Source organism: Pseudomonas capsici (genome assembly GCF_017165765.1).
Lineage (GTDB): Bacteria > Pseudomonadota > Gammaproteobacteria > Pseudomonadales > Pseudomonadaceae > Aquipseudomonas > Aquipseudomonas capsici.
The window spans coordinates 19,206-31,747 of sequence record NZ_JAFGZD010000019.1 but is presented as its reverse complement, the minus strand read 5'-3'; the positions used below and the strand labels follow the sequence as shown (position 1 = coordinate 31,747).

The window sequence follows — 12,542 nt, the reverse complement described above, 5'->3', positions numbered from 1 at the left end:
AACTTAGTGAAACGGGACTCTCTCAAGAGCTGGTTCAAAAGCGGCGCTCCCGGCGTCTGGCTGAGTGCGGGCGCTGTTTCTATCGCGGTGATCATGACCATCGGGCTGCTGGCGGTAATTGCCGTGCGTGGCCTGGGACATTTCTGGCCGGCGGATCTGGTGTATGCGCAATACGATGTGCCTGGTCAGCCACCGCATGTGCTGATCGGCGAGCGGGTCGAGCACGAACAGGTGCCGCTTGCGCGCCTCAAGGGTGCAGGCCTGCCTGTGCCGGACAACGGCCCCGAATTCATGACCCGCGAGCTGTTCAAGGTCGGCAACCGTGATCTGAACCCCAGCGATTTCACCTGGGTGGTCGGTGAATGGCTGACCGAAAGGAGCCTGCCCGCCGAACTGATGACCCTGGAGCGTCGCGAGTGGGGCAACTTCTATGGCTATCTGGTCAACGTCAAGGAAAACGGCACTGTCGTGGCCGAAGGCGAAGCGGCCTGGCCGAGCCTGCAGGAGCGTATCAAGCGGGTCGAGAAGCTGGCCGACGAGCTTTACAGCCTGGAAAAGAAAGATATCGGTGCCATCAACCACGGTATCGAGCGTCTGCGCCTGCAGGCCCGCAAACTGGAGCTGGAAGGTCGACTCGACGCGACGGCCCAGGCGGACATGGCTGCCGAGCGGGCTGAGCTGGATGCCCGCTATAAAGTGATCGAAGAACGTCTCGGCAGTCTGCATCAGGCTTTCGACCGCGACAGCCTGACCGCCCGAGATGCCAACGGCAAAGAGGTGGAGATCAGTCTGGGCAAAGTGGTGCATGCCTATCAGCCCAATGCCATGGGGTTCTTTACCAAGATCGGTTTCTACTTCAAGAAACTCTGGGAATTCCTGAGCGAAGACCCACGGGAAGCCAATACCGAAGGCGGTATTTTTCCGGCCATTTTCGGCACGGTGATGATGACGCTGATCATGGCCGTGATCGTGACCCCGTTTGGCGTGCTGGCGGCGGTCTATCTGCGTGAGTACGCACGTCAGGGCACGGTCACGCGGCTGATCCGCATTGCCGTGAACAACCTGGCCGGGGTGCCTGCCATCGTCTATGGCGTGTTTGGTCTGGGTTTCTTCGTCTATGTGCTGGGCGGCTCTCTGGACCATCTGTTCTTCCCCGAAGCACTGCCCGCGCCGACTTTCGGCACGCCCGGTCTGTTGTGGGCGTCGCTGACCCTGGCCCTGCTGGCGGTTCCGGTGGTGATCGTGGCTACCGAAGAAGGGCTGGCGCGGATTCCCTTGAGCCTGCGTGAAGGCTCGCTGGCGCTGGGTGCGACCAAGGCCGAGACCCTGTGGAAAATCGTCCTGCCCATGGCCAGCCCGGCGATGATGACCGGCCTGATCCTGGCGGTGGCCCGTGCTGCAGGCGAGGTTGCGCCCCTGATGCTGGTGGGAGTGGTCAAGCTGGCCCCGTCTCTGCCACTGGATGGCAACTATCCGTATCTGCATCTGGACCAGAAGATCATGCATCTGGGCTTCCATATTTATGACGTGGGCTTCCAGAGCCCCAATGTCGAGGCTGCACGCCCGCTGGTATATGCCACGGCCTTGCTGCTGGTGCTGGTGATCGCCTTGCTCAACCTGTCGGCGGTCGCCATTCGTAACCATTTGCGCGAGAAGTACAAGGCGCTCGACAACTGATCCGAAAGTACCGCCCCGCACAGGCAGGGCGGTTCGATGATGCGAAAAGTTCGCACAGGAGCAATCCATGCAACACGAAGGCTCAAACCACGGCGTCAATATGTCGGCCCTGAGACGCAACAAGTCAGGTTTGCATCTGGCCGATGAAATCGTCGCCATCGAAGTGCCGGGCCTGAACCTGTTCTACGGTGACAAGCAGGCGCTGTTCGATGTCAGCCTGAACATTCCCAAACAGAAGGTGACGTCGTTCATCGGTCCGTCCGGTTGCGGTAAGTCGACGCTGCTGCGCACCTTCAACCGCATGAACGATCTGGTCGATGGCTGCCGGGTGGAAGGCGCCATCAATCTCTATGGCCACAACATCTACAGCAAGGGCGAGGAAGTCGCCGAGCTGCGCCGTCGCGTCGGCATGGTGTTCCAGAAGCCAAATCCATTCCCCAAGACGATCTACGAAAACGTGGTCTACGGGCTGCGTCTTCAAGGGATCAACAAGAAGCGTGTGCTCGATGAGGCTGTCGAGTGGGCGCTCAAAGGTGCGGCCTTGTGGGATGAGGTCAAGGACCGGCTGCATGAGTCGGCGCTTGGTCTGTCCGGCGGTCAGCAGCAGCGTCTGGTGATTGCCCGCACTATCGCCGTGGAGCCGGAAGTCCTGCTCCTCGACGAACCCTGTTCGGCGCTCGATCCGATTTCGACGCTGAAAGTTGAAGAGCTGATCTACGAACTGAAATCGAAATACACCATTGTGATCGTTACCCACAACATGCAGCAGGCGGCACGGGTCTCGGATTACACCGCTTTTATGCACATGGGCAAACTCGTCGAGTTCGGTGATACGGATACATTGTTCACCAACCCGGCCAAAAAGCAGACAGAAGACTACATCACCGGTCGTTACGGCTAGGACGTGCTCCGTCAGCCCTGAACCACCGCTGCGTTTTCGCAATTAACCGGACGTTCCAAGGACACCCAGCATGATCCACAAAGACAGCCATACACATCACATCTCGCAACAGTTCAACGCCGAGCTCGAAGAAGTTCGCAGCCACTTGCTCGAAATGGGTGGCCTGGTCGAGAAGCAGGTCAACGATGCCGTCACGGCCCTGATCGAAGCCGACTCGGGCCTGGCCCAGCGGGTCCGGGAAGTCGACGACCGGATCAACCAGATGGAGCGCAACATCGACGAAGAATGCCTGCGCATCCTCGCCCGTCGCCAGCCTGCGGCTTCCGACCTGCGCCTGATCATCAGCATCTCCAAGTCGGTGATCGACCTTGAGCGTATCGGTGACGAAGCCACCAAGATCGCCCGTCGTGCCATTCAGCTGTGCGAAGAAGGCGAAGCGCCACGCGGTTATGTGGAAGTGCGTCATATCGGCGACCAGGTGCGCAACATGGTTCGCGATGCGCTGGACTCGTTCGCACGTTTCGACGCCGAGCTGGCGTTGTCCGTTGCCCAGTACGACAAGATCATCGACCGCGAATACAAGACCGCGCTGCGTGAGCTGGCGACCTACATGATGGAAGATCCGCGCTCGATCTCCCGTGTACTGAACGTGATCTGGGTCCTGCGCTCGCTGGAGCGTATCGGTGACCACGCCCGCAATATTTCCGAGCTGGTGATCTATCTGGTGCGCGGCACGGACGTGCGCCACATGGGTCTCAAGCGCATGAAAGAAGAAGTGCAGGGCATCCTGAGCGAAACCTCTAATGTTCCGGGTAAGACTGACGATAATTAAGATTGCCTGCGAAAAAACGCCCGGCACGCGCTGGGCGTTTTTCGTTCAGGCGATTAAGATTTACAACCGCCCGCGAACTTCAGTGCTGGGCGCAGTCATTCAATATGGCAGTTGGCTACCCTCCAACGCTATGCTTGCCGAAACAAAGGGCGTGTTGGCATACCGCAATTCACCTCCAAGGTGAACACGCCCGCAGGAGCGTCGATGAGTAAAGTCAGTGTATTGGTGGTGGATGACGCGACTTTCATCCGCGACTTGGTAAAAAAAGGGCTGCGCAATTATTTCCCCGGTATCCATACCGAGGATGCGGTCAACGGCCGCAAGGCCCAGGCGTTGCTGGTTCGCGAGACCTTCGATCTGATTCTCTGCGACTGGGAAATGCCGGAAATGTCGGGCCTGGAGCTGTTGGCCTGGTGCCGTGAGCAAGACAATTACCTCAAGACCGTTCCATTCATCATGGTCACCAGCCGTGGCGACAAGGAAAACGTCGTCCAGGCCATCCAGGCTGGCGTCACCGATTTCGTCGGCAAGCCGTTTACCAACGAACAGCTGCTGACCAAGGTCAAGAAGGCTCTGGCCAAGGTGGGCAAGCTTGATCAGGTGATGTCCGGTGCTCCGGCGCGCATGAACTCTCCGCTCAATGATTCCCTGAGCGCATTGACCGGTGGCAAGGCCGAAGTGGTCCGTAATGCCGCGCCTGCCCCTGCCCAGGCAGCAGGTGGTATCGCCAAGGCACCTCCTGTGGTGGCCAAGGCTCCGGAACCGGCAGGGCGTGGTCAAGGCCAGTTGCGTCTGCCCAACGGTAATCAGCCATGCGTCATCAAGACCCTGAGCCTGAAAGAAGCCTTGCTGCTGATTCGTCGTACCGACGCACTGCCGCAGATTCTCGACAGCGCCGTGCTGGACCTCGAACAGGGCGAGAGCAATGAAGTGGCGCGCTTGAACGGCTACCTGCATGCCGTCGTCGCCTTCGAGCAGAAGCCTGACAGCGAATGGCTGCAAGTGACCTTCCGTTTCGTCGACCAGGATGCCCAGAAGCTCGACTACCTGTCGCGCCTGATCGCTCGCGGCACCGCCCAGAAGCACTTCGTTCCTGGCGCCTGATTGCTGACCCTTCGCGAATGAATTCGCTCCTGTCGGAGCGGATTTATCCGCGAAGACGGTATTTCAGATTCTTCTCTCCGCATCCTTCCTTGAATAAATTTCCCGATTTTTAAGACTTTTCCTGCGCATTGAATACCTGGTATCCGGTTTCGCAGGCTGGTTGTTGCCTGTTCAGTCTGTCTCGCCGCATTAAACATGCATAGAGACCCCCTGGATGACGCCGAACGCAATTCAACCGCTGAACATTCAAACCATCAGTTCCTCTCGATTATTTTTCAATATCCATCACGCGCTGGGGATCAATCCCGGCGACCATTACACGGTCGATGCCCAGGCCTTGCCCGAAGAGCATTTTCGGGTGACCCGAATCGTTCTCCAGCATCTGCTCGGGGAAGACATCCGTTTCTCGAACGCCAACATTGCACCTCCCGACGCGCCTCAGGGGCAGAAACTGTTCCTGATCTACCAAAGCGAAAAAGCCTGGAAACTCTGTGCCGATGCGATGGCGCTGGAGCTGTCCGAGGTAACGCCCTTGCTGGTGCATCAGTTCTTTTCCCGACTGGCCTGGCTCGACGAGTCGACTGTCGGTTCCGAAGCGGGCAAGGCGCAACTGAACGACTATCTGTACGGGCTTCGTCCTTATCGGGGCGAGGATGTTGTGCTGGATCTCAAGGATTATTCCGAGCTGGGCGGACTGTTGACGCCAGTCCCGCAAGACCTTCGCCTGTGGATGGTGCAGTTCAGGCGCGGCGCTCGCTTGATGTCCATCGGTGAGTGGATCGCGCACAGTTCTGGGCGTGTGCTTTATAACGGAATATCTGCCGCCAGAGACGAACAGGCCCGCGCGCCGCTGAGCGTGGTCTATGACGCCATTTCCAGGCTGTTGCCGGCAGGCGAATACCGTGACAGCCCCCTGTCGGTTGCGCTCGACCAGCAGTTGGCGGAAATTGCGACATGGTGGCAGCTTGAGTTCTATCTGAAGGCGACTTCCGAGAGCGATCCGCTTTGCGCAGGTTTGCAGATCGACTTCCTGACACCGACCCCTTTCGCCTGCCGGGCCGAGTTCTATCGCAAGGCAGTGGCTTATGCCTTGAATCCCGATGATGAAGTCTGGTTATCCCGTGCCATCGCCAATGCCAAGGATGCTCCCGGCATGCGTGCGCTCTCGCTGGCGATCGAGCTGCGTTTCAAGCATGCAGGTTTGACGTTCGAGTCGGCCATTGCGCTGGCCACTGTGCTGGACCCGGCTTTGAAGTCCAGTCCCGAGGTCAGTGAATCGTCGCCCGCCTCACGGATGCTGGAGGTGCATGTGCCGCACCTGGACACCTGGAGTGCGGTGCGCAATGCCGATGAACTGTTCCGCGAGCTGGGCATCGGCTTGCTGTGTACGGATAGTGGCGACTTGCGCTGGAGCACCGCGCAGACCTGGCATGCGCTGAGCCAGACCGCCCGGTTCAAGTCCATGTTCGCTCCGCTGCTCAACAGCATGCAGTGGTACGGAGCCCTGAACAACCAGCAGGCCTCGCCGCGTATGACCCAGGCCCTGGCCGGGCGCGCGCTGGTCGATTACTTTCTCGGGGCCTCGCAGGCCTTTTCCCAACCGCTGGAAAAGACGTTGCGCGGCGCGTGGGTCTGTGGATATAGCCATGTTCAGTTGTGCGCAAGGGTGCGCAACGATATCAAGGCTCGCTTGCCCGGCGCGTCCGCGTCGACGCTCGAAATCCTGTATTACCTGTTGATACGCGAAGCGGTGCCCGATCTGCTGGTGGAGGGTGTTCCCGATCACTTGCAATACGGGCGATCCCTGCAAAGCGTGGCGTTGATTCATGGCGTGGCATTGCTCGAGAGCATGCGCCCGGGCCATTCCTTTTCGCTGCAATATGACGATGTGATCGATATCAGCGCCCGGTTGACCGGCTCAACCGATGCCAATGTGCATGCCCTGTGGGCAAAAACACTGGTCATTCCGGCCCTGCGTTATGCCATTGCGCATGGCGCCATTGAATGGAATATCGACGATCTTGAGCGGGCAAGCACCGCTCAGGTCAGGCAGGCCTTGAACTATCTCAAGGCTCAGCAGGCGCTGCATGCGGGTGAATTGAATGACTTGTTGAGCATCACACCGCCGGACCGCAAGCGCCTTGCCGAGCAAATGCTGAGCGAAGCCCGTGTTGATCGCCAGCTCTGGGAGGTCCCGATCAAGGTTCTCGGCAGGCCCATATTGCAGGAGCATGGCTTTACCATTTCGCATTCCTATTCCATTGATCGGCTGCTGGCCGTGGGGCGTCCACAGGCCACCATGGTGGAACTGGTGATGATGGGAGAGGCTTACATAAAAGGAAAGCCGCCGATTCCCCAGGCCTATGCCAGTGCCTTCGACTCATTCCGGCGAGCGCTGATCGATGCCGAAGCCAGAGTCATGAAGCGCCTTTTGACCGAGATGCAGGTCGCCGACCGTACCGCCCTGTTGAACTCCACCTGTGAAGTGAGCCGGTTGGTCTTTGATGGCGAAGAAGGGGTTCACGGCCTGTTCATTCGTTGCCAGCCAGGCGATCACCGGGCCGACTTCCACGAGCATAAGGTGGCCGAAGAGATTTTCCATGAGTTGATCCCGGCGGGTGGGGTCATCCGCAAAGTCGAACAGCGCTTTCAGTACAGAGTCGAGCTCAACACCGGTTTCAGCGGAAACATCGTGGAAACGGTCGAGAAAATGCGTAGTAATGCCGAAAAAACTGCCAAGGCACCGATTACGCCACTGCTGCCCCTCGACAGTGACGCCTACCTCAAGGGCAGCGCTTCGCGCTCCTCGGTCACCTACCATCAGCCCCGTCATGGAACACTGATTCCCGCCTCCACACTCATCTATCTACCCGACGGCAGCGAACAGGCCAGGCTCGATGCCTTTGTGCAGGTCGCGGCAAGCCATCTGTTCGCCAGTTATCTGGAGAGAAGCAGGGCCGAACACGAACACGTTACCCAGTGGGAACAGGTATGGGCCAAAGAGCGGGAATATGCCGATACCGTGGCACGCCTGCTCATTCCCTTCTATGGCTGTATCAAGGATCTGGTTCATGACAGGCACTCTGCAGAAGTCGTCATCGGCTGTGTGATGGAGGTGGCTTTCGCGTTGATTCCTGCCGGGCAATTCGCCGGTTCGACGGCGCGTATTGTCCTGAGAGCCGGGGAAATGAGCGTGCTGTCGATATTCAGCCTGACCGGCAAGGCGGTGACTCGCCTGATAGCGGGGCTGGCAGAACAGAGCACGCTGTTTGTCGTGCGTGATCTGGGCAGGTTCGCATTCAAGGCCGGAAGGCTGGGATGGTCGAGGTTGCTGGAGCAGGTGCCCGCGCTGAAAGAGATATTTGCTTCCCGGGGATTTCTGGAAAGCGGCATCAGCCTCGACAAAGGCATGTATCGCATAACGGACAGCGCGGAGCATCCCTGGCACCCCAAGGTCGAGTCGCGGGACAGGCGTGCGACCGTCGATGGCCGCTCTGACGTGGTCGTGCGCAATGTCGGTAACGCGCAGGAGCCGGATTTCAGATTGCTCGATCCCGAGTTCGATGCGGTATTCGGCAAAACACTGATACCGGTTTCGACAACCGAACCTCTGGAGTTTGCAGTGTTGCTTGCAAGCGACGGTATTGTGCCTGGCCACTATCCGACGGTTTTACCGGTCATCTCGAAAGTGGATGGTTTCACCGAGCTGCGTATCGGCCAGGGCTGCAATGCTCACTTCATTGAAAGAGATGACGGTGTGTTCGATATTCTGGTCGACGGCGAGCGTTACCGTCTCGATGCCGGCGCGCCGGATGCCGCCATGCGCAAGCTGGCGGTCAGCAGGCTCTCTGATGGGGCTTACGGGCTGGAAGAAGTCGGCAACCTGTGCAGGGCGCGCCGCAATCTGGAGTCGATACCCTGCGCGACCGGTGTAAGGCTCGTGACGCCGACTCCAGAGCCTCTGCCATCGGGGTCAATCTCTCCCAAGCGAACCGGAAAATACCCGAGCCATGCCATGGCTGCCCGCGAGTTCACTCTGGAGCGACTGACCACGGGAGCCGGAGAAACCTCGCAGAGTCTCGATGTCTTCGTCTATGAAGGGAAGTTCTGCCAGTGGGCCGAGCCTTCTCGGGTAACGTCCTCGACACAGGCCACAGCAGGGAAGACGGTCGTGCCGCTTTCTCAGGATGAGCGGGCGCTTTTTTCATTACCTGAAATACCGGTTTACCTGCCGGAGCTGGAGGGCTTGCTGTCGGATGCCGACCGATTGGGGATACCGCCAAATTACTCTTCTGAAGATACGTCCTTCGTGTTCGAGTTCGCTCCTGCCATCGAATTCGGAGCCATAGCCCATGGCGTCAAGGACACTCGCACGTTGCGCGGAGCGCGCCTGCGCCTTGTGAATACCGAGTGGATCTTCGTGGAGCCTGACACGGGGGTTTTCTACAAGACCCGTGTGCCCGAAGACGGGCGTCGGTCATTGAAGTTTTCCCGCGTCACCAGCAGTCATGAGATCAATGAGTTCATTCGGGTATCGGAGCAATATCGACTGGTACGCGAGCGCTCGAACATGGAGCAGGATCGGGAAAATATAGCGCGCCTGCTGTTCGATCTGCTCGATGAGTTCGAGCGGGATGCATGGCAGGTTTCATGGGGGCAGATGATCGACTCCTATGATGATTATGTGCAGTGGTGTCTCGGCAACAACGAAGACAACCCGCTCCTGGAGTTCGCCAGTAACATCCTGGCGGGCGAAGAGGTTCAGAAAAAGTTCGTGGAGCTGACCCGGCAATGTATTCCCGATTTCAAGACGATTGCCCAGAGAAGCGTGCCCGAACAGCAGCACATCATTGAGGTGCTCAACAGGCTTTTGCCGGTAGCGGGTTCAAAAGGCAAATGGGAGGCGCTGAATCTGCAGAGCATTGTTACTCCCAGAGCCGCAAAGGCGATCCTGAGTCAGATCAAGGGAGCCAATCTTTCCTTTGCCCAGGTTTATACCGGGGCCGGAGAGCGAGTGGTGTATTACGCACTTTCCGGGGGAGAGAAAGCGAGAGGCCTCAAATTGCGGCTCGACGTTGCCGACACCACCGAGCAGATCCTCGATGGTGTCATATTCCGCGATGCCCGTGCCCGCATGGCAGGTCGTCGGCCCGATCCGGGGTTTACGAGTCTGCCGGTGGTCCGGGATGCCTCTCATACCGTCATCAGGAATTTCAGTCGTGATCTCGATGCGGAGCGCTTGATTGCGACGGTGTTGAAAGAGGACATGGCAGTCACGCGCCTGACGCATATCAGGTTTTTTACTGTGCTCGATACCTGTCGGTCATGTGGCGGATTTGTCTTGCCGCGCTTGAAGCTGGACTTCCCCGATGCCCTGTTTTCCGTGACCTACCTGAAGAATTACACGCTTTCGTGAGCTATCCCGGCTTGCGCGGTGGGTCGGACATACCGCGCAGCGGCAGCATGGCGTGCATTTCTTGACGCTTGAGCCAGGGTCTATTGATACGGCAGTGTCCTTTTTTGTCCCTGACGCTGCTAGGCTTGGACCCTGTTGCCCATTATCCAGAACACTTGCGATGCTTGAACGCCTGCTGATCCTGACTGCCCTGACACTGGCCTCGCAAATGGCCGGAGCAGTCACGATCTATAAAACCGTCGATGCCGATGGCGTCGTTGCTTTTTCCGACCGTCCCTCAGCTGGTGCTTCCGTGGTGGTGTTCAGGGACCGGATGGTCGAGCATTTCGAGAAGCAGGTGCATCTGCGGGTCAAGAAGGACGGCGGTGTTCACACCTTGTATGTGCGCAACGATCTGTATGCGCCGGTCGAGGTGGAGCTCAAGCTTTCCGGGCTGAGCAACGTGCTGGGGATTACCGGGTCGTCTTCAACCATCCGCCGCACTGTCCCCGCACGCAGCAACGAACGCATTGTCGTGCTGAGCCCCAGACAGGCGGGCAAGGCCATGAACTATGCCTCGATACTGACTTCCACGCTGGGTGATCCAAAGCGCGCCACTCAGGCTTACAAGTATCCGCTGCCATGGGTGGGCGGGCCGTTCCGCCTGACTCAGGGGCCTGGCGGCAAATACAGCCATTACGGTCCCAAGGGTCGTTACGCGATGGACATCGCCATGCCGGAAGGCACGCCCATCATCGCGGCGCGTGCAGGTACGGTGGTGAAGGTCGAGAACAACCAGACCGGCAGGGGCTCGAATCCGTCGGGCAATTTCGTGCGGATCCTGCACGACGACGGCACCATGGGTGTCTATCTGCACCTGATGCGCGGTTCGGTGAGTGTCAGGGAAGGTCAGCAAGTGCATGTCGGCAGCCCGCTGGCGCGGTCCGGCAATACCGGTAACAGCACCGGCCCGCATTTGCATTTTGTGGTTCAGCGCAATACGGGACAAGCGCTGGAATCCATTCCCTATGAATTCGCCACGCCGATCCAGAGCCTGCCCAATTTCGCCGTGGGCGGGAATTAGCCGCCCGATTTGTGGGAGCGAGCCTGCTCGCGAAGAGGTCGGTACATTCAGAAGAGATTCATTTTCTTCAGCGCCGCTTTCGCGACCAAGGTCGCTCCCACAGGTGCAGCAGTCTCAATCGATCTTCAGCACCTTGGCCAGCACGATCTTCGGGCCTTTCATCTTCTTGATAATGATGCGCAGGCCTTCGACTTCCATCTGCTCTTCCTCTTCCGGCACCCGCTTCAGGGTTTCGTAGATCAGACCGGCCAGGGTTTCTGCTTCGATGTGGTCCAGATCGATGCCCAGCAGGCGCTCGACCTTGAACAGCGGGGTATCGCCACGAACCAGCAGCTTGCCCGGCTGATAGGCGAGGATGCCGCGTTCGACCTTGCGGTGCTCGTCCTGGATGTCGCCGACCAGCACTTCCAGCACGTCTTCCATGGTCAGGTAGCCGATAACCTTGCCGTCAGCCTCTTCCACCAGTGCGAAATGCGCGCCGCCCTTGCGGAACTGCTCCAGCAGTTGCGACAGCGGCATATGCCGGGAGACGCGCTCCAGCGGGCGGATCAGTTCGGCGAGGTTGAAGGATTCCGGAATATGGTCCAGTGCCGCCAGTTCCAGCAGCAGGTCCTTGATATGCAGCAGGCCGACGAACTCGCTGCGCTCGGCATCGTAGACCGGGTAGCGGCTGAATTTGTGGCGACGGAACTGGGCCAGGATTTCCTTGAGCGGTGCGTTGCAATCCAGAGAAACCAGGTCTTCGCGGGAGTTGGCCCAGTCGACCACCTCCAGCTCACCCATTTCCACTGCCGAAGCCAGCACGCGCATGCCCTGATCGCTGGGGTCCTGGCCACGGCTGGAGTGCAGGATCAGTTTCAACTCGTCGCGGCTGTAGCTGTGCTCATGATGCGGGCCGGGTTCGCCCTGGCCGGCAATCCGCAGAATGGCGTTGGCGCTGGCGTTGAGCAGGTAGATGGCCGGGTACATCAGCCAGTAGAACAGATACAGCGGTACGGCGGTCCACAGCGACAGCAGTTCCGGCTTGCGAATGGCCCAGGATTTGGGAGCCAGTTCACCGATCACGATATGCAGGTAGGAAATGATGAAAAATGCCGTGAAGAACGATACGGCCTTGATCACTTCTGCGGACTCCACGCCCATTGCACTGAGCAGCGGCTCCAGCAAGTGGGCGAAGGCAGGCTCACCGACCCAGCCCAGACCGAGGGAGGCGAGGGTGATACCTAGCTGGCAGGCCGACAGGTAAGCATCCAGCTGCCCGTGAACCGTGCGCAGGATATGGCCGCTCCAGCCGTTTTTCTTGGCGATGGCCTCGACGCGGGTCGAGCGCAGTTTGACCATGGCGAACTCTGCTGCAACGAAGAAGCCGTTGAGCAGGACCAGGAACAGTGCGAAAAGAATCATGCCGAAATCGGCGAAGAGTGAAGCCGTAGTGAAACTAGGGGATGGGTCCATGGTGGGGTTTTGCGGAATCCGTTGTGTTCAAAAATAAGGGCGTGCGGCACAGGAAATGGTGCCATGAGCGAGGCAATGTAGCGGCTCGCAGCAA

General features: G+C 58.8%; 7 protein-coding genes. 6 read left to right on the top strand and 1 reads right to left on the bottom strand.

What is annotated here, in order from left to right:
• Positions 1-6 precede the first annotated feature (6 nt).
• The 6 genes from pstA to JSY17_RS20535 all read left to right on the top strand — a co-directional run bounded on the left by pstA (position 7) and on the right by JSY17_RS20535 (position 10,993).
• Positions 7-1,677 carry a phosphate ABC transporter permease PstA gene (gene pstA / locus JSY17_RS20560; protein ID WP_117180651.1) on the top strand — a complete coding sequence of 557 codons (1,671 nt, stop codon included), beginning with the start codon at positions 7-9 and terminating at the stop codon, positions 1,675-1,677.
• Positions 1,678-1,744: 67 nt separating this feature from the next.
• The gene (gene pstB, locus JSY17_RS20555; RefSeq protein ID WP_117167848.1) at positions 1,745-2,578 is read left to right on the top strand and encodes a phosphate ABC transporter ATP-binding protein PstB; all 834 of its coding nucleotides are present in this window, start codon (positions 1,745-1,747) and stop codon (positions 2,576-2,578) included.
• Positions 2,579-2,648: 70 nt separating this feature from the next.
• Positions 2,649-3,410 carry a phosphate signaling complex protein PhoU gene (phoU, locus tag JSY17_RS20550; RefSeq protein ID WP_117167847.1) on the top strand — a complete coding sequence of 254 codons (762 nt, stop codon included), beginning with the start codon at positions 2,649-2,651 and terminating at the stop codon, positions 3,408-3,410.
• Between the two features lie 204 nt (positions 3,411-3,614).
• On the top strand, positions 3,615-4,514 hold the full coding sequence (locus JSY17_RS20545; RefSeq protein ID WP_206402850.1) for a response regulator: 900 nt from the start codon (positions 3,615-3,617) through the stop codon (positions 4,512-4,514).
• Between the two features lie 214 nt (positions 4,515-4,728).
• Entirely contained in the window at positions 4,729-9,930 is a 5,202-nt protein-coding gene (locus tag JSY17_RS20540; RefSeq protein ID WP_206402851.1) for a deaminase domain-containing protein, read from the top strand.
• A gap of 160 nt (positions 9,931-10,090) precedes the next feature.
• Positions 10,091-10,993: a peptidoglycan DD-metalloendopeptidase family protein gene (locus JSY17_RS20535; RefSeq protein ID WP_117180654.1), complete on the top strand. Its 903-nt coding sequence runs from the start codon at positions 10,091-10,093 to the stop codon at positions 10,991-10,993.
• A gap of 114 nt (positions 10,994-11,107) precedes the next feature.
• Here JSY17_RS20535 and JSY17_RS20530 read toward each other — a convergent pair whose 3' ends face one another.
• Positions 11,108-12,448, bottom strand: a complete 1,341-nt coding sequence (locus JSY17_RS20530) for a hemolysin family protein (protein ID WP_117167843.1) — start codon at positions 12,446-12,448, stop codon at positions 11,108-11,110.
• Positions 12,449-12,542 lie beyond the last annotated feature (94 nt).

Coding starts and splice junctions, on each gene's coding strand:
- JSY17_RS20540 (WP_206402851.1), top strand. CDS start 4,729: ATGACGCCGAACGCAATTCAACCGCTGAACATTCAAACCATCAGTTCC.
- JSY17_RS20530 (WP_117167843.1), bottom strand. CDS start 12,448: ATGGACCCATCCCCTAGTTTCACTACGGCTTCACTCTTCGCCGATTTC.
- JSY17_RS20545 (WP_206402850.1), top strand. CDS start 3,615: ATGAGTAAAGTCAGTGTATTGGTGGTGGATGACGCGACTTTCATCCGC.
- JSY17_RS20535 (WP_117180654.1), top strand. CDS start 10,091: ATGCTTGAACGCCTGCTGATCCTGACTGCCCTGACACTGGCCTCGCAA.
- phoU (WP_117167847.1), top strand. CDS start 2,649: ATGATCCACAAAGACAGCCATACACATCACATCTCGCAACAGTTCAAC.
- pstB (WP_117167848.1), top strand. CDS start 1,745: ATGCAACACGAAGGCTCAAACCACGGCGTCAATATGTCGGCCCTGAGA.